The organism is Streptomyces cylindrosporus (assembly GCF_022698165.1).
GTDB lineage: Bacteria > Actinomycetota > Actinomycetes > Streptomycetales > Streptomycetaceae > Streptomyces > Streptomyces cylindrosporus.
Window position 1 is genome coordinate 234,210 of the sequence record NZ_JALDAY010000004.1, and the last position, 17,549, is coordinate 251,758.

At 71.6% G+C, this 17,549-nt stretch carries 15 protein-coding genes; 9 read left to right on the forward strand and 6 right to left on the reverse strand.

The window, feature by feature from the left end; all coding sequences use genetic code 11:
* The first annotated feature begins 56 nt into the window (after nucleotides 1-56).
* The 3 genes from MQP27_RS14000 (at nucleotide 57) to MQP27_RS14010 (ending at nucleotide 3,448) form a co-directional block, all read left to right on the forward strand.
* Entirely contained in the window at nucleotides 57-1,682 is a 1,626-nt protein-coding gene (locus MQP27_RS14000; protein WP_242765389.1) for a substrate-binding domain-containing protein, read from the forward strand.
* Between the two features lie 64 nt (nucleotides 1,683-1,746).
* Nucleotides 1,747-2,739, forward strand: a complete 993-nt coding sequence (locus MQP27_RS14005; RefSeq protein WP_242765390.1) for a hypothetical protein — start codon at nucleotides 1,747-1,749, stop codon at nucleotides 2,737-2,739.
* 64 nt (nucleotides 2,740-2,803) lie between these two features.
* Entirely contained in the window at nucleotides 2,804-3,448 is a 645-nt protein-coding gene (locus MQP27_RS14010; RefSeq protein ID WP_242765391.1) for an HAD family hydrolase, read from the forward strand.
* Here MQP27_RS14010 and MQP27_RS14015 read toward each other — a convergent pair.
* Nucleotides 3,427-3,675 (reverse strand): hypothetical protein, encoded by a 249-nt coding sequence (locus MQP27_RS14015; protein WP_242765392.1) that lies wholly within the window; start codon nucleotides 3,673-3,675, stop codon nucleotides 3,427-3,429. The two genes, MQP27_RS14010 and MQP27_RS14015, sit on opposite strands and share 22 nt — an antisense overlap.
* 176 nt (nucleotides 3,676-3,851) lie before the next feature.
* Between MQP27_RS14015 and MQP27_RS50935 the strand changes: the two genes are divergently transcribed.
* A complete protein-coding gene (locus MQP27_RS50935) occupies nucleotides 3,852-4,235 on the forward strand; it encodes a cold-shock protein (protein WP_308289930.1) in 384 nt (127 codons plus the stop codon).
* 18 nt (nucleotides 4,236-4,253) lie between these two features.
* Nucleotides 4,254-4,754, forward strand: coding sequence for a hypothetical protein (locus MQP27_RS14025; protein ID WP_242765393.1), 501 nt, complete (start codon nucleotides 4,254-4,256; stop codon nucleotides 4,752-4,754).
* Nucleotides 4,755-4,804: 50 nt separating this feature from the next.
* Here MQP27_RS14025 and MQP27_RS14030 read toward each other — a convergent pair whose 3' ends face one another.
* The 4 genes from MQP27_RS14030 to MQP27_RS14045 form a co-directional block, all read right to left on the reverse strand.
* Nucleotides 4,805-5,656, reverse strand: coding sequence for a 1,4-dihydroxy-6-naphtoate synthase (locus MQP27_RS14030; protein WP_242765394.1), 852 nt, complete (start codon nucleotides 5,654-5,656; stop codon nucleotides 4,805-4,807).
* Nucleotides 5,646-6,326, reverse strand: coding sequence for a futalosine hydrolase (locus tag MQP27_RS14035; RefSeq protein ID WP_242765395.1), 681 nt, complete (start codon nucleotides 6,324-6,326; stop codon nucleotides 5,646-5,648). Before MQP27_RS14035 ends, MQP27_RS14030 begins: the two co-directional genes overlap by 11 nt.
* Nucleotides 6,296-6,808 carry a DUF2771 domain-containing protein gene (locus tag MQP27_RS14040; RefSeq protein WP_242765396.1) on the reverse strand — a complete coding sequence of 171 codons (513 nt, stop codon included), beginning with the start codon at nucleotides 6,806-6,808 and terminating at the stop codon, nucleotides 6,296-6,298. Before MQP27_RS14040 ends, MQP27_RS14035 begins: the two co-directional genes overlap by 31 nt.
* A 61-nt stretch (nucleotides 6,809-6,869) precedes the next feature.
* Nucleotides 6,870-8,294 (reverse strand): MFS transporter, encoded by a 1,425-nt coding sequence (locus tag MQP27_RS14045; RefSeq protein WP_242765397.1) that lies wholly within the window; start codon nucleotides 8,292-8,294, stop codon nucleotides 6,870-6,872.
* 312 nt (nucleotides 8,295-8,606) lie between these two features.
* Between MQP27_RS14045 and MQP27_RS14050 the strand changes: the two genes are divergently transcribed.
* From MQP27_RS14050 to MQP27_RS14065, 4 genes are all read left to right on the forward strand, one after another.
* Nucleotides 8,607-9,533: a DUF3027 domain-containing protein gene (locus tag MQP27_RS14050; RefSeq protein ID WP_242765398.1), complete on the forward strand. Its 927-nt coding sequence runs from the start codon at nucleotides 8,607-8,609 to the stop codon at nucleotides 9,531-9,533.
* An 85-nt stretch (nucleotides 9,534-9,618) separates the two neighbouring features.
* On the forward strand, nucleotides 9,619-12,876 hold the full coding sequence (locus MQP27_RS14055) for a sacsin N-terminal ATP-binding-like domain-containing protein (RefSeq protein WP_242765399.1): 3,258 nt from the start codon (nucleotides 9,619-9,621) through the stop codon (nucleotides 12,874-12,876).
* Nucleotides 12,877-13,026: 150 nt separating this feature from the next.
* Entirely contained in the window at nucleotides 13,027-13,941 is a 915-nt protein-coding gene (locus tag MQP27_RS14060) for a hypothetical protein (RefSeq protein WP_308289931.1), read from the forward strand.
* Nucleotides 13,942-14,132: 191 nt separating this feature from the next.
* A complete protein-coding gene (locus MQP27_RS14065) occupies nucleotides 14,133-15,005 on the forward strand; it encodes a hypothetical protein (RefSeq protein WP_242765401.1) in 873 nt (290 codons plus the stop codon).
* Nucleotides 15,006-15,099: 94 nt separating this feature from the next.
* Here MQP27_RS14065 and MQP27_RS14070 read toward each other — a convergent pair whose 3' ends face one another.
* The gene (locus MQP27_RS14070; protein ID WP_242765402.1) at nucleotides 15,100-17,493 is read right to left on the reverse strand and encodes an HAD-IC family P-type ATPase; all 2,394 of its coding nucleotides are present in this window, start codon (nucleotides 17,491-17,493) and stop codon (nucleotides 15,100-15,102) included.
* Between the last annotated feature and the right edge of the window lie 56 nt (nucleotides 17,494-17,549).

Genomic DNA, 17,549 nt, shown 5'->3' on the forward strand with positions numbered 1-17,549 from the left:
CTCAGCCACCCCCTCTCCCTCCCCCTCAACCACTCTATGAATCAAGGGGATTCGCGGTGAGCCTCTTCGGTGTCGAGCTTGACTTCAACAACGTCGTCGCGATCGTCAGCGTGACGATCCCCGTGCTGGCGTTCGTGTGGGAGTTCGTCGTCATCCGGCGCAAGCGGCTCGGCTACCGCTTCCAGATGGACGTCCTCGCCACCGACTCGACCCACGCCCCGAGCGCCGCCGTACTGTCCCAACTCCAGGGCAGGAACGGGCTGCTGAACGAGCCGTCCTTCGTGCTGGTGCGGGTCGAGAACGCCGGCTGGCGGCCGATCGAGGCCAGTGACTATCTGGCCCCTCCCACCAGCGACACCGGCATCCACGTCCTGTTCAAGGACCGCAGGGTCGTCGGCATGGCGGTCACCGAGCTCAGCCACCCCGTACTGGGCCCCTTCTTCGTCACCGTGCACGGAGACGTCGCCCAGGAGACCCCCGGCTTCGGGATGGGCGCGCAGAACGGTGCCGGCCTCATCCGGCTGCCCAGGGTGACACTGAACCCGGGCGCCCACTACAAGGTGCTGGCGGTACTGGAACGCAGCTCCGGCATCCCCAACACCCCTTTCCCCGCACCGGAGTTCCAGGCCGACCTGATCGGCGGCGAGGGCCCGCCCTTCGCCTGGAGCCGCTGGTTCGCCCGGCTCAAGCCCGCCCGCACCGAGGCCCACACCTTCGCCTCCCGCCCGGCACTGGCCTTCATCGGCCTGCTCGCCGTCGCCGTACTCCTCCAGGCGGGCCTCACCCTCTTCTGGCCCGCCAGACCCGCCCCGCTGGACTGCGTCGGCGGCACCCTGCGCCTGCAGGGCTCCACCGCCTTCGCGCCCGCGGTCACCGAGGCCGCGAAGGAGTACGCGCGGCTGTGCGAGGCCAAGGGCGCGAAGGTCGTGGCCGACGAGGGGTCCTTCCAGGGCAGCGGGGAAGGCATCGCCGCGCTGGAGAAGGCCGGCGCGGATGCCGGGATCTCCGGGACCGAGGGGCTCGGCGACCGCGTCTCCTTCACCGACGGGCCCGCCGACGGCAGCCACCCCCAGGTGCTTCCCCGCCCGATCGCCTACTCCCTGTTCACCCTCGTCGTGAACCAGGACGCCAAGGTCCGCAGCCTCACCCTCCAGCAGATCCGCGACATCTACGCCCTGAAGATCACCAACTGGTCGGACGTCGGCGGCGCAGACCTCCCCATCCACCTCGTCGACCGCCACCGCGGCTCCGGCACCCGGGGCGCCCTGGAACAGCGTGTCCTCAAGGGCCGTTCCGTCCCCGAGGCCGGTGTCGACGACTGCGCCCAGCTCGACCGGAACAAACCCGGCGTCTGCGAGGTCGACAGCACCGGCACGCTGCTGGAACGCACGGCCTCCATCCCCGGCGCCCTCGGCTACAGCGAGGCCGGCAGCGTCACCACCGGCGGCCTCGTCAAGCTCCGCATCGACGACATGCCGCCCACCCTGGAGGGCGTCGAGGACGGCACCTACCCGTACTGGCAGACCGAGTACGCCTACACCTACGGCGAACCGCCCGCCGACTCCATCGCCGCCGCCTTCCTGCGCTACCTCACCGACCAGGGCGGCAAGGACATCCTGCGCGAGTACGGCAACCGCCCCTGCTCCGAGACCGAATACCCGCTGGTGTGCACGCCGACGTGAGCCGACACCTGCGCTACCGTCGTCCCGACGGGGTATCCAACGCAGCCGCCCCGGAGGGGACTTCGTGGGGATCGAGAGCGACAAGGTCGTCTACGAGTATCTGAGCGCCGTCGGGGACGTCGCGCAGCAGCGCCAGCTGCCGTCGGCCTCCCGCATGCGCCTCGTCTCCGAGCTGCGCGGCGAGATCGAGCGCCGCCGCGCCAAGGCCACCGTCGACAGCCCCGCCGCCGTCCGCCGGATCATCTCCCGGCTCGGCAGCCCCGACGAGGTCGTCAAGGCGGCCGGAGGCAGCGCGGCCCCGGTGGCCCCCGCCACCCCGGCCCATGTGCCGGTCCAGCGCGACGACGAGCCCTACGACGAGCCCAACGACGGCAAGCGCCTGCCCAGGAGCCTGCGTCGCGTCGTACCGCGTCCGCGCCCGGCGAAGCCCGAGCCACACGCACCACCCTCCGACGTCCCCTCCCCGCCGCACCTGGCGAGCGCCGCCGAGCTCGGCGGCAGTGCCACCCACCCCGACTGGTGGCGGGTGGACAACACCCGGTTCGAGGACAGCCTGCCCACCGGGTTCGTCGGGGGAGTGGAGATCCCCGACCTGCTCAAGCCCCCGAGGCCGAAGGAGGAGGAGCCGCAGCCCGCGCCCGCCGTCGAGAAGGCCGAAGCGGAGGCGGAGGTCGTCGAGGACGCGCCCGCGCCCCGCCGCCGCCTCTCCCTCCCGGCCGGCGGCTGGAGCAACCCCCTCCTGCTGCTCGCCGCCGGGCTGCTGGTCGTCGGCGCGATCCTCGGGAACTGGTTCGCCCTGCTGCTCGGCTGGCTCATCGCCTACGCCTCCCGCCGCCTGACGCAGAACGAGTCCAAGTGGGCGGTCATCGGGATGCCGGGCATCGCCGTCGCGGCCGGACTGGTCTGGCTGTGGGGCCGCAACGACGGCCGCTGGGGCGACCCCATCGCCCAGGGCCACATGAACGACGCCATCGCCCAGACCTGGCCGTGGGTGGTGCGGGGCGCGGCCGTGCTGTCGGCCCTGTTCGTCGTATGGCGGTCACAGCGCCGGATGTAGGTGGCGCGGATGCAGGTGTACGTCACACCTGGCGGACGCCTGGCCGTCGTACGGACTGGGCACAATGGCCGATATGGCCTCCACCACCGCACCCGCCCCCCTCACCGTCGGCTTCGACCTCGACATGACCCTCATCGACTCCCGGCCCGGCATCCACGCCTGCTACCGGGCGCTGTCCGAGCGGACGGGGACGTACATCGACGCCGACCTGGCGGTCACCCGGCTCGGGCCGCCGCTCGCCGAGGAGCTGATCAACTGGTTCCCGGAGAGCGAGATCGCGGCCATGAGCGATCTGTACCGGTCGATGTACCCGAGCATCGCGATCGCCGCGACACCCGCCATGGCCGGCGCCCGGGAGGCGATCGACGCGGTGCGGGCGGCCGGGGGACGGGCCGTCGTCGTGACCGCGAAGTACGAGCCGAACGCCAAGCTGCACCTGGAGCACCTCGGCATCCGGCCCGACGAGGTCGTCGGCGACCTGTGGGCCGAGCAGAAGGCGGAGGCGCTGCGCGAGCACGGGGCCGGGGTGTACGTCGGCGACCACGTCGGGGACGTGCGCGGGGCGCGCAAGGCCGACGCGCTGTCGGTGGCCGTGGCGACCGGGCCGTGCAGCACCGAGGAGCTGGCGTCGGCCGGGGCGGACGTCGTCCTCGGGGACCTCACGGAGTTCCCGGGCTGGCTCGACGGCTACCGGCCCGCTCGCGCCTGACGGCGGCCGGCGGCAATGGACCGGAGCACTCCGGCACCGGCGATCAGGAAGCCGACTCCCATGAGCATGCTCAGTCCGAACATGTATGTCGGAAATGGCTTCGCGTGGAGGAACAGCGGAGCCACTGTGACGAGTGTGGCCAGCGCGCCGAGGAAGAACACGATGGCACCGGCACGGATCAGTCGGTCACCGGGCGCGGCGGAATTCGTTTGGGTTTTGTCACGCACCGGACCAGGGTAGTTCCCAGCGCGAAGGAACAACCCGGCGACGTCTTGTCACCGGCCTGAAGACCATTAGCCTTGGTACCGGCGGGTCCGTGACGACCCGCCCAAGTGCTATCAAGAGCCGTTCCACAGCCGTTTCCAGAAGCAGTTTTCCGACGAGTACGAGGACGAGGACAGACGTGCCTACCGGCAAGGTCAAGTGGTTCAACAGCGAGAAGGGCTTCGGCTTTCTCTCCCGCGACGACGGCGGTGACGTCTTCGTCCATTCCTCGGTCCTCCCCGCCGGAGTAGACACACTCAAGCCGGGACAGCGAGTGGAGTTCGGGGTCGTCGCCGGTCAGCGAGGTGACCAGGCGCTCTCGGTGAGCATTCTCGACCCGACGCCCTCGGTCGCGGCCGCGACCCGTAAGAAGCCCGACGAACTGGCTTCCATCGTCCAGGATCTGACGACCCTGCTCGAGAACATCACGCCGATGCTGGAGCGGGGCCGCTACCCCGAGAAGGCCGCCGGCAAGAAGATCGCCGGCCTGCTGCGCGCGGTCGCCGACCAGCTCGACGTGTAGCCGTCCGAAGCGACCGACGTGAGCGACATACGCACCGAGCACGAAGGCGGGGCCACGGTCTCCGGGGCCCCGTCCGCCGAACTCCTGGAACGGATCCGCAGGCAGCGCAGGCACACCCTGGAACTGCTCACGGTGTCCGCGGTCGGTCTCGTCCCCTGGACGATCCTGCTCTGGTTCACGCTGCCGAGCGGCTACACGGTCCGCCAGTGGCGCACGGCCTGGGTCGGCTTCGACGTCCTGCTGGTGTTCGCGATGGCCTGCACCGCGGTGCTGGGCTGGCGCCGACACCGCGCGGTAGCGGTCTCGGCGGCCGCGACGGCGGCCCTCCTGATCTGCGACGCGTGGTTCGACGTCTCCCTGGCCCTGGGCACCGACGGGGTCTGGATGTCGGCGGCCATGGCGGTGTGCGTCGAACTCCCCCTGGCCTGGTTCCTCATCCACAAGGTGCTGGGGATGCTGTCGCTGGCGCACTGGCCGCCCCGCACTCCTTTGGCCGACGGCGACGAGAGCGCCCCGTAAGGGGCGCGGGGAACTGCGCGACCAGCCACGACGGCGCCGCAGCGAAAGCGTCAGGGAAACGCCAGCGCATCCGGTCCAAGGGCCGGAACCAACCCCTCCGCCGCAGCCCGCGTCAACAGTTCCCGTACCGCCGCATAACCGTCCTCGCCGAGGTCGGCCGTGAACTCGTTGACGTACAGCCCGATGTGCTGGTCCGCGACCGTCGGGTCCATCTCCTGGGCGTGCTCCATGACGTACGCCCGAGAAGCCTCGGGATCGTCCCAGGCGGCGCGTACGGACGTCCGGATCGCGTCGGCCAGCCCCGTCAGCGCATCCGCTCCCAACGACCGCTTCGCGATGATCGCGCCCAGCGGAATCGGCAGCCCGGTCGTCCCCTCCCAGTGCTCGCCCATGTCCGCGAGCTTGTGCAGCCCGTAGTTCTGGTACGTGAACCGCGCCTCGTGGATCACCAGCCCCGCGTCGACCTTCCCGTCCCGCACGGCCGGCATGATCTCGTGGAACGGCAGTACGACGATCTCGCCGACCCCACCCGGCAGGGTGTCCGCCGCCCACAGCCGGAACAGCAGGTACGCCGTCGACTTCTCGCTCGGCACCGCGACGGTACGGCCCGTGAGGTCGGCCCCCGCCTCCCGCGTCAGCACCAGCGGCCCGCACCCCCGCCCCAGCGCCCCGCCGCACGGCAGCAGCGCGTACTCGCCGAGGACGTACGGCAGCACGGCGTACGACACCTTCAGTACGTCGAACTCGCCGCGCTCGGCCATGCCGTTGGTGATGTCGATGTCCGCGAAGGTCACGTCGAGCGCGGGGGCGCCGGGGACGCGGCCGTGGGCGAGGGCGTCGAAGACGAAGGTGTCGTTCGGGCAGGGGGAGTACGCGATCTGCAACGGGCGCTCAGAGGTCATGCTCTTTCCAACTCTCCAGGACGGGCGCGAGCTTCCCGAACCCCTCGGTCAGGGCCGCGAGCGCGTCGCCGATGCGCCAGGCGGCGCGGTCGCGCGGGCCGACGGGGTTGGAGACGGCGCGGATCTCCAGCACGGGGACGCCGTGCAGCGCGGCGGCCTCGGCGACTCCGAACCCCTCCATGGCCTCGGCCAGCGCGGTGGGGTGGCGGTGCCGCAGTCCGGCGGCCCGTTCGGCGGTCCCGGTCACCGTGGAGACGGTGAGTACGGCTCCGGCGCGGGCGCCCGTGGCGCGCACGAGCTCCCGTACGAGTGAATTCGGTGGACGGTGGGTGACGGTCCCGAAGCCCAGCTCGGTGACGGGCAGGAAACCGTCGGCGGTCTCGGCGCCCAGGTCGGCGACGGTGATCTCGTCGGCGACGACCAGGGAGCCGACGGGCGCGTCCGGCTGGAAGCCGCCCGCGATGCCGGCGGAGACGACGAGGTCGTACGGAGCGCGGGTGAGGGCCGTTGCGGTGGCGGCGGCCGCGAGGGCGGGGCCGACGCCGGCCGCGATGACGTCACCGGTGGTGAACGACCGTGCCACCGCGTCCCGTTCGGCGGGGACCGCGGTGGCCACGAGGACACGTACCGAAGACGTGATCAGTCGTCCTTCTTGAGCTTGAACGACCACAGGCCCGTCACGCCCGTGCCGCTCTTCTTGCCGTCGCCGGCCTTGATGGAGACCAGGGTCGAGTTGCCGGTGGCGCCGTACTGCTGGTTGAAGAAGACGCTGCCCGGGATGGTGCGGTACGTCTTGTCGCTGTCCTCGGTGAGCGGCTGACCGTTCATCAGGATCGTCCACCGCTTGTCGGCGATGTCCGGGTCGACGCCGAAGCGGACCGTGTCGTCGGGGTCGACCTTGATGGACTGGATGTCCTTGTCCTTCAGGCACGTCGCGAGGGCTGCGGTCTGCAGGTTCTTGCCCTCACCACCGCACGTGGCCTCCTCGCTGACCGAGGAGCGGCCGACCGTGATCGTCGAGCGGGGCGTCGGCTTGTCGCAGGCCGAGAGGACGAGCAGTCCGGCGGAAACGGCGCCGGCGACGGCGACGGCGCGGCGGCGTCGCACAACGGCGTAGACACTTGCGGCTCCGCCGCGTGGCATCGAGGTCATGGACGAAGGCTATAGGGCGGCCCTGACGCGCTCCTTACGTGGGGTGCGGCGTGGCTGTGTGTTACGCCACGCGGGGCTTCACCGGGCCCCCGCGCCGGGCCGAGCTCAGCAGCCCCCTGGTCGTCAGGACCCAGCCGAGGGCGAGGACCGCGGCGGCCAGGCACAGCCCCGCCGTGCCGTTCAGCGGCATCACGATGCCGATCGCGCCGCCCAGCACCCAGGCCATCTGGAGCATGGTCTCGGAGCGGGCGAAGGCCGAGGTGCGGACCAGTTCCGGCACGTCCCGCTGGATCAGCGCGTCCAGGGACAGCTTGGCCAGCGCCAGGCAGAAACCGGTCGTCGCGGTGAGACACGCCACCAGGAACGCGCCGAAGAAGATCGCGGCGACGATCGCCGCGCCCAGCACCACCGCGAGGACGGTCACGATGATGATCTCCGGCGCCCGCTGCCGCAGCCACGCCCCGACCGCCGTGCCGAGCGCGTTGCCCGCGCCCGCCGAGACGGCCACCAGGCCCAGGGAGACCGCCGCGCTCTCGCCGGTCAGCGGGTGCTCGCGCAGCAGGAAGGCGAGGAAGAAGGTGAGGAAGCCGGACAGCCAGCGCAGGGCGGCGTTCGCGCCGAGCGCGTGGGTGACACCGATGCCGACGGTCCGCAGACCGGGGCGTTTGACCGGCTTGAGGTGCGGGCCGTGCAGGTGCTCCTCGTCGGCCGCGAGGAGCGCCACGTCCTCGTCCTTGGCCGAGTCGACCTTCGGCGGCAGCGTGAAGGACAGGAACGTACCGGCGATGTAGATCACGAAGGCGCCGTACAGCGGCCAGCGCGGGCCGATCGCCTGCAGGCCCGCCCCGATCGGCGCGGCGACACCGGTGGCGAGGAGACCGCCGAGGGTGACCCGCGAGTTGGCCTTCACGAGGGAGAAGCGGGGCGGCAGCAGGCGGGGCATGACGGCGCTTCTGATCACGCCGTACGCCTTCGACGCGACCAGCACGCCCAGCGCGGCCGGATACAGCTCCAGGCTGCCGCTGGCGACGGCGCCGGAGAGGATCAGCGCGAGCATGGCGCGGGCGAGCATGGAACCGGCCATCGCGGCGCGGCGGCCGTGCGGGAGTCGGTCGAGGAGCGGGCCGATCACCGGGGCGAGGACGGTGAACGGGGCCATGGTGATGGCGAGGTAGAGGGCGACGCGGCCGCGCGCCTCGTCCGTCGGCACGGCGAAGAAGACGGTGGAGGCGAGCGCGACGGTGATCATCACGTCGCCCGCGCCGTTCACCGCGTGCAGTTCGATCAGCTTGCCGAGACCGGACTCACCGGCTCCGTGCGCGTGCGTGGCCTTGCGGATCCCGCGCGCCGTGCCGGTCACCGGGAAGTGCAGGGCACGCCCGACGGCGCGGACGGACCCGCCGAACCGGCCCGAACCGCCACCACGACTGCTGCCCTTGATCCCACCGACCCCGGTGGCTCCTTGGGGCGTCCTTGCGGCTGCCACTCCGTCATAGTGCCCCGAGAAAGCTGTGTGTAGTGCGGTTACCGCGCGTATGAACGCGTATGAAGCGCCCATGGGGCTATGAACCATCACGTCGGTGTAGGCCGGAGGGTCGCGAGAAGGTAGCGTGCGTAGCGCGTCGTGGCGAACGTTCTCGGCCGCGCGCCTCTCGGACATCCCGCAGAATGGATGCATGAGGTGCGCCCGAGCGCGATCGGGCACGGACGTCGACGCGGCCCCCTGGTCCGCTCCGTCCAGGCCCACCGCCTTCAGGCCGGCGCACCCGAGTGACGGCGTAGGAGAGAAGCGATACCTGTGAGCGCAGCGACAACGCGAAGCCGCACCACCGACCGCCTGTGTGCCGAGGCCGTCGACCTCGCCCGCGCCGCAGCCGAGGAGGCCGCCGCGCCCGGCGTCGTCGGCGAGCACGCCGGGCTGGTCTCCGAGGGAGACCGTGTCGTCACGCACTTCTTCGAGTGCAAGGAGCTCGGGTACCGCGGCTGGCGGTGGGCGGTCACCGTGGCCCGCGCCTCCCGCGCCAAGATCGTCACCCTCGACGAGGTCGTCCTGCTGCCCGGCCCGGACGCCCTCCTCGCGCCCGAGTGGGTCCCGTGGAGCGAACGCCTCCGCCCCGGCGACATGGGCCCCGGCGACCTCCTGCCCACCGACGCCGAGGACCTGCGCCTGGAGCCGGGCTACTCCGGCGACGACGAGCCGATGCCCTCCTCGCCGGTCTCCGAGGAGATGGCCGAGCTGGTGGAGGCGGAGGACGCGGAGGTCACCGCCGGCACCCCCGCGAACCTTCCGGTCACCCCCGCCCGCGGCTCCATCACCTCGGTCGCCGAGGAACTGGGCATGCGCCGCGCCCGGGTCCTGTCCCGCTACGGCCTGCACATCGCCGCGGACCGCTGGGACGAGGCGTACGGCGCGAAGACCCCCATGGCCCAGGCGGCCCCCGCGACCTGCGTCAGCTGCGGCTTCCTCCAGCCGATCGGCGGCTCCCTCGGCCAGGCCTTCGGCGTCTGCGCCAACGAGTTCTCCCCGGCGGACGGCCGGGTGGTCTCCCTCTCCTACGGCTGCGGCGGCCACTCCGAGGCCGCGGTCATGCCGAAGCCGCCGGTCCCGGCCCCGCCGGTGATCGACGAGACCAAGGTCGACCCCTTCCCGCTGCGCCCGTCCGCGGACTCGGGCTCGGTGCCGGCGGTGGCGGACGAGGACGCGGCGGAGCTGGGGCACTCGTAGCCGTCCGGCGTCCGCGGACGGCCCGTGGCGCTCTCCTCCCGCGCGCGGCGGTACCTTCGTGCTCACGCCGATGAGGAGAGTGAACGTGAGCAAGTTCGTGCGGCCCGCAGCCGAAGGTGCGGATCCCTTCGGCACCGCCCGTCTCAGGCGTGGTGTGCTGGATGCCTGGGCCACCAGCCCCGCCCGTTTCCGTGAGGACGCCAACGCCGAGGAGGATCTCGTCCTCGGCGGGTACCGGGACCGGCTCGTCGTCGAACTCGCGCAGAACGCCGCCGACGCCGCCGCCCGGGCGGGCGTGCCGGGGCGGCTGCGCCTCACCCTCCGCGACGGCGTCCTCGTCGCCGCCAACACCGGTGCCCCGCTGGACGCGGCCGGTGTCGAGTCGCTCGCCACGCTGCGGGCCTCCGCCAAGCGGGACGCCGGGGACCGGGACGGGGCCGTGGGGCGGTTCGGCGTCGGGTTCGCGGCCGTGCTCGCCGTGACCGACGAACCCGCGGTCGTCGGCCGGCACGGCGGTGTGCGGTGGTCCCTCGCCGAGGCGCGGGAGCTCGCCGCCGACACCGCGCGGCACAGCCCCGGGCTCGGCGACGAGATCCGGCGGCGGGACGGTCATGTGCCGCTGCTGCGGCTGCCGTTCGCCGCGGAGGGCTCCGCCCCGGACCCGTACGACACCGTCGTGATCCTGCCGCTGCGCGACACCGCCGCCACCGATCTCGCCGAGCGGCTCCTCGACGCCGTCGACGACGCGCTGCTCCTCGCCCTGCCGGGCCTGGAGGAGGTCGTGGTCGAGACCGGCACCGTGCGCACCCTGCGCCGCGGCGCCGACGGCCCCTACACGGTCGTGGAGGACTCCCGGACCGGCACGACCCGCTGGCGCACCGCCGCCGCGCACGGCCCGCTCACCCCGGACCTGCTCGCCGACCGCCCGGTCGAGGAGCGCCTCCGCCCGCACTGGTCCGTCACCTGGGCGGTACCGGCCGACGCCGACGGCAGCCCCGCCCGGCCCGCCACCAGCCCCTTCGTCCACGCCCCGACCCCGAGTGACGAGCCCCTCGGCGTACCGGCGCTGCTCATCGCCTCCTTCCCGCTGGACACCACCCGCCGCCACGCCGCCCCCGGCCCCCTCACCGACTTCCTCGTCCAGCGCGCGGCGGACGCCTACGCCGAACTCCTCGGCACCTGGCGCCCGGTGACCGAGGGCATCATCACCCTGGTCCCGGGCCCCCTGGGCAAGGGCGAACTGGACGGCGCACTGCGAGCGGCGATCCTAGAACGCCTCCCGAGGACAGAGTTCCTGCCACCGGCGGCGGAGACCGCGGCGGCCGCGGAAGCCGAAGGGGCCGCCGGACCGAGAGAGACCCCGTCGGCCGGGTCCGCCTGGTCCGGCGAGCCGACCGGGTCCGTCGCGGGCGCCAGGGCGGCCGGCTCCGCCGAGTTCGCCGACGCGCACGCGTCCGATCTCGACCTCCCCGAGTCCCTCCGCCCCCGAGACGCCGAGATCGTCGAGGGTGCCGGGGCCGAGACCGTTCGGGTGCTCGCCGAAGTGCTGCCCACTCTCCTGCCCGCCGGTCTCGAACGCCGGGCCGAGCTGCGGACCCTGGGCGTCGCCCGCGTTCCCCTCACCGACGCCGTCGACCGGCTCGCGGGGCTGGAGAAGGAGCCCGGCTGGTGGCGGCGGCTCTACGACAGCCTCGCCGGGGTCGATCCGGACCGGCTCACCGGGCTGCCCGTGCCGCTCGCCGACGGGCGGACCACCATCGGGCCCCGGCAGGTGCTGCTGCCCACCGCGGACGCGGCCCGCATCGACCCCGAGGTGCTCGCCCGCCTCGGCCTCAAGGTCGCCCACCCGGACGCCGCCCACCCCCTCCTGGAGAAGCTCGGCGCGCTGCCCGCCACGCCCCGCGCGGTCCTCACCACCCCGCAGGTCCGGGCCGCCGTCGCCGCCTCCCTCGACGACGAGGGCGGGCTGGACTGGGAGCAGGATGCCCCGGACGCCGAGGAACTGGCCGACACCGTCCTCGCGCTCGTACGGGACGCGGGCCTGGAGCCCGGGGACGAGCCGTGGCTCGGCGCCCTCGCCCTCCCCGACGAGGAGGGGGAGTTGGCGCCCGCAGGTGAACTCGTCCTTCCCGGCAGCCCCTTCCACAGCGTGATGCGCGAGGGTGAACTCGCCACCGTCGACGCCGAGTTGGCCGACAAGTGGGGCGAGCAGCCGCTGGCCGCCTGCGGGGTCCTCGCGAACTTCGCGCTCGTGCGGGCCACCGACGTCGTCCTCGACCCGGACGAACTGGAGCCCCGGGAAGGGGACTTCGCGGAGCCGGACGACGCCGGGCTGCTCGACGCCGTCGACGTCTGGAGCGAGGACGTCCTCGACCGGTTCCCCGACTCGCCGGTACCGCCCGTCGCCACCGAGCTGATCGCCGTACGGGATCTGGACCTCGTCGACGACGACAAGTGGCCGCAGGCCCTCGCGCTGCTCGCCCGGCCGCCGCTGAGGGACGCGCTCACCCAGCCGGTCCGGATCCTGCTGCCCGACGGCACCCATGAAGTCGTACGGCCCTACACCGCATGGTGGCTGCGCGGGCACCCGGTGATCGACGGGCGGCGCCCCGCCGGTCTGCTGGCCTCCGGCGGCGACCCGCTGCTGCGCGGCCTGTACGACGAGGCCGACGCGACCGGGTTCGACGACGAGCAGGTGCTGCGGGCGCTGGGGGTGCGGACCTCGGTCGCGGCGCTCCTCGACGAGCCGGGCGGCGCCGCCGAGCTGCTGGACCGGCTCGCCGACCCCGAGCGGCCGGTGAGCGGGGCCCAACTGCACGCCCTCTACGGGGCGTTGGCCGACCTGGACCCCGAGCAGGTGACACTGCCGGACGAGCTGCGGGCCGTCGTGGACGGGCGGGTGGAGGTCGTGGACGCGGCGGACGCCGTGGTCGTGGACTCGCCGGACCTGCTGCCCTTCACCGAGGGTGTGCCGCTGCTGCCGGTGCGGCCGGCGCGCGCGGCCGAGCTGGCGGAGCTGTTCCAGGTGCGGCGGCTGAGCGAGTCGGTGACCGGCGAGGTGGACTCCGAGGGCGCCGAGCACGACGTACCGGACCCGGTACGGGTGCTGCTGGGGCCGCGGACCCCCGCCACGTACGTCGAACACGAGGAACTCCTCGTCGACGGCGTGGAGTTGGACTGGCGGCTGACCGGCGACGGCGTCCTGCACGCGGCCACCCTCGAAGGCGTCGCCGCGGGGCTCGCCTGGGCGGCCGGGCAGTGGCCGCGGCGATTCGAGGTCGCGGCGCTGCTGGAGGACCCCTCGCGGACCGAGGAGCTCGCGCGGGACCGCTGGTTCGACTGACCGGACGGACCGCCCTTCACAGGGCGGTCCTTGATCTCAAAATCTCCCGCACAAATTGTTCACCCTCGTACAACCATTCCCCCGCGTCACGGATCTGATCACGTGAGCCAACAGGCTCACTGGTCACTTCCTTACGGGGATCACATGCGTATGCGCACCACCGTGGCCGCCGTCACCGGCGCCCTGGCCCTCTCCGCCCTCGTCGCGCCCGCGGCTCTCGCCGCCGACGGCCCGAAGGCTCCCGCGGGTGTCGCCGCCTCCAACAAGGCCGCCCACTCCGCCGCCGGCAAGACCGCGTTCAGCACCGCGGACGTCACCGGCACGCCGTACGCCCTGAACGCCACCTTCTCCAACGTGAAGGTCAACAAGGGCAAGAACATCGTCGTGGGCACCACCAACGTCGTGAAGGTGCCGGTCTCCTTCACGCTGACCCACGGCGTCGAGGTCAACATCCACGCGGACGACTTCGTCTCCGCCGTCGAGCTCTACCGCGGCGCCTCCTTCGACGACGAGGAGTGGTGGATCGACAGCGACCCGGCGAAGTGCACCGACACCTCGGACACCGTCGCCACCTGCACCGCCTCCGTCGCGGTCGACCCGTTCACCCTGCTGAACGAGGACGCGGGCGCCTGGAAGGCCGCCGCCTTCGCCGTCGCCTGGAACGGCCAGCTCCCGGACGACCCGGACCTGGACCTGAGCAAGGTCGGCGTCGCCGTCAAGGACAAGGTCGCCGCCTACAACCTCCAGCGCCTGTCCAAGCTGACCGTCAACGCCGCGCCGGAGCCGGTCAAGAAGGGCAAGACCGTCACGGTCACCGGCAAGCTCTCCCGCGCCAACTGGGAGACCACCAAGTACGCGGGCTACGCGAACCAGTCGGTGAAGCTGCAGTTCCGCAAGAAGGGCTCCAGCACCTACACCACGCTGAAGACCATCAAGACGAGCTCCACCGGCACCCTGAAGACGACGACCAAGGCCACGGTCGACGGCTACTACCGCTTCTCCTTCGCGGGCACCTCGACCACCCCGGCCGTCAGCGCCGCGGGTGACTACGTCGACGTGAAGTAAGCGGCAACCAACCGCGAGTGACGGCGGCTTCCGGGCGGGGACCCCGGAAGCCGCCGTTTCTCCGTGGATGGCAAGGGCTTCGCAATCCACGGTAAAAATCCCCGGACCCCGTACAACTCCCCACACCGGTCACGGATCTCATCCCGTGAGCCAACAGGCTCCACATTCACTTTTCTCCACTTGGGGAACACATGCGCATACGTGCCACTGTGGCCGCCGTCTCCGGCGCCCTGGCCATCTCCGCCTTCGCCCTGCCGGCCGCGCAGGCAGCGGACTCGACGTCCTCGTACCAGGCGGAAGCCGCGAAGATCCTCGCCGCACACTCCGGCAGGACCGCGTTCAGCACGGCCGACACCACCGCCGCGGACCTCGGCGTCACCTTCTCGGACCTGAAGATCGCCAAGGCGATCAAGGTCGGCGTCAGCGGCCACTACTCCACCACGGTCACCTACACGCTGACCCACGGTGCGAACTACGACCCCACGTCGGACGACTTCGACAGCGGCCCGGTCATCTACAAGGGCTCGATCACCGCCCCGACGAACATGCTCGGCGGCGAGGCGCCCGCCACCTGCACGGTCACCTCCGACACCACCGCCAGCTGCTCGGGCAAGATCGACATCTATCCGGCCGAGGGCGACCTGCTCAACTCCGAAGCGGGCAAGTGGTCGGCCGGCGCGCTCGCGCTGCAGTACAGCACCAACGACTACTCCCTGCAGGGGGGCCTCGGCACCACCCTCGTCCAGCGCTTCTCCAAGCTGACGGTGAACGCCTCGCCGGAGCCGGTGAAGAAGGGCAAGACCATCACGGTCACCGGCACGCTCACGCGCGCCAACTGGGAGGACAACAAGTACCACGGCTACACCAACCAGCCGGTGAAGCTCCAGTTCCGCAAGAAGGGCTCCACCACCTACACCACCCTCAAGGGCATCTACTCGAACTCGACGGGCGCCCTGAAGACGACGACCAAGGCCACGGTCGACGGCTACTACCGCTTCTCCTTCGCGGGCACCACGACGACCCCGGCGGTCAGCGCGACGGGCGACTACGTAGACGTGCAGTAAGAACCGCGCCCCAAAGGGGCGCGGGGAACTGCGCGACCGGCCACGATGATGCCGCAGACGAACGACGACACGTCTCGGCACATCCAGCGGAGCGTTACGCAGGAAAGCGGCGGTCGACCCACTTCCACAGCAGTTCCAGGGCGACCGCCGCCACCGCCGCGATGCCCACCGCGACCCACGGCATCGTCACCCCGACCAGCTTCAGCGCGAAGAAGTGCTGGAGCCACGGGACGAAGAGCACGAACAGGAACGCCACGCCCATCGAGGCCACCAGGGCGATCCGCCACCAGGTGTAGGGGCGGGCGATGATCGCCAGCACCCACATCGAGATCAGGAAGAGCGTGAGCGTCGCCGCGCTGGTCTCCGCGTCCAACGAGCCCTCACCGACGTAGTAGTGACGGGCGATCAGATACGTCACGAAGGTCGCGACCGCCGCCACCACCCCGCCCGGGATCGAGTACCGCATCACCCGCCGTACGAAGTGGGGTTGGGCCCGTTCCTTGTTGGGCGCGAGGGCCAGGAAGAAGGCCGGGACGCCGATCGTCAGGGTGGACAGCAGCGTCAAGTGCCGTGGCAGGAACGGGTATTCCACCTGCCAGCACACCACCAGCACCGCCAGCAGCACCGAGTACACCGTCTTCACCAGGAACAGCGTCGCCACCCGCGTGATGTTCCCGATGACCCGGCGCCCCTCGGCGACCACGTCGGGCAGCGTCGCGAAGCTGTTGTTCAGCAGCACGATCTGCGCGACCGCCCGCGTGGCCTCCGACCCCGACCCCATCGAGACGCCGATGTCCGCGTCCTTCAGGGCCAGTACGTCGTTCACCCCGTCCCCGGTCATCGCGACGTTGTGCCCGCGTGACTGCAAGGCGCCCACCATGTCCCGCTTCTGCTGCGGGGTGACCCGCCCGAACACCGTGCCCTCGTCGAGGGACTTCGCCATCTCCTCCTGGTCGGAGGGCAGCCGGCGGGCATCGACGGTGGTGCCGCTCAGCCCCAGCTTCGCGGCCACCGCGCCCACCGACACCGCGTTGTCCCCGGAGATCACCTTGGCCTTGACGTCCTGCTCGGCGAAGTAGCGCAGGGTGTCCGCCGCGTCGGGCCGAAGCCGCTGTTCGAGTACGACGAGAGCGGTCGGCCGGGCCTCCCGCGCGGGCTCGGGATCGTCCAGCTCACGGCCCGCGCGGGCCAGCAGCAGCACCCGCAGCCCCTGCTCGTTGAGGCGTGCGGTCTCCGCGAGGGCCGGGTCGCCGTCACCCAGCAACACGTCCGGCGCTCCCAGCAGCCACGTACTGCTCTCGCCGTTGCCCTCGCTGAAGGTGGCGCCGCTGTACTTGCGGGCGGAGGAGAAGGGCAGCGACTCGGTGCAGCGCCAGTCCTCGACGTCCGGGTAGGCGTCGATGATCGCCTGGAGGGAGGCGTTCGGGCGCGGGTCGGACTCGCCGAGGGCGCCGAGCACCTTGCGTACGTACGACTCGTCGGCGCCCTGCAAGGGCCGCAGCTCGGTGACGTCCATGCCGCCCTCGGTGAGGGTGCCGGTCTTGTCGAGGCAGACGGTGTCGATGCGGGCGAGGCCCTCGATGGCGGGGAGTTCCTGCACGAGGCACTGTTTCCGGCCAAGTCGGATCACGCCTATCGCGAAGGCGACGGAGGTGAGCAGCACCAGCCCCTCCGGGACCATCGGCACGATCCCGCCGACCGTCCGCGCGACCGAGTCCTTGAACCCGTGCTCCTTGACGAAGAGTTGGCTGATGACCAGGCCGATCGCGGTCGGGATCATCATCCACGTCACGTACTTGAGGATCGTGGAGATACCGGTGCGCAGTTCAGAGTGGACGAGGGTGAAGCGTGAGGCCTCCTCGGCCAGTTGGGCGGCGTACGCCTCCCGGCCCACCCTGGTCGCCTGGAACGCGCCGCCGCCGGCCACCACGAAGCTGCCCGACATCACCTGGTCCCCGGGCCGCTTGACGACCGGGTCGGCCTCGCCGGTGAGCAGCGACTCGTCGATCTCCAGGCCGTCGGCCTCGACGCACACCCCGTCGACCACGGCCTTGTCGCCGGGCCCGATCTCGATGAGGTCGTCCAGCACGATCTCCGAGGTGCTGACCTGGGCGGCGATCCCGTCCCGCCGTACCGTCGGCTTCGCCTCGCCGATCACGGCCAGCGAGTCGAGGGTCTTCTTCGCCCGCCACTCCTGGATGATCCCGATGCCGGTGTTGGCGATGATCACGTACCCGAACAGGCTGTCCTGGAACGGCGCGACGAACAGCATGATCAGCCAGAGCACACCGATGATCGCGTTGAACCGGGTGAAGACGTTCGCCCGGACGATCTCCGCCATCGACCGGCTGCTGCGCAGGGGAACGTCGTTGACCTGCCCCCGGGCCACCCGCTCGGCCACCTCGGCCGCGGTCAGTCCGCGCGCCGCCACGGAGGCGGTCACAGGGTGCGCAGGGTCGAGCTCGGCGCCCGCGTCGATGTGCGTCATGCATTCGACGGTACGTGCGGATTTGCGGCTTCACCCGCCGAGTGGGCGGAAGATCC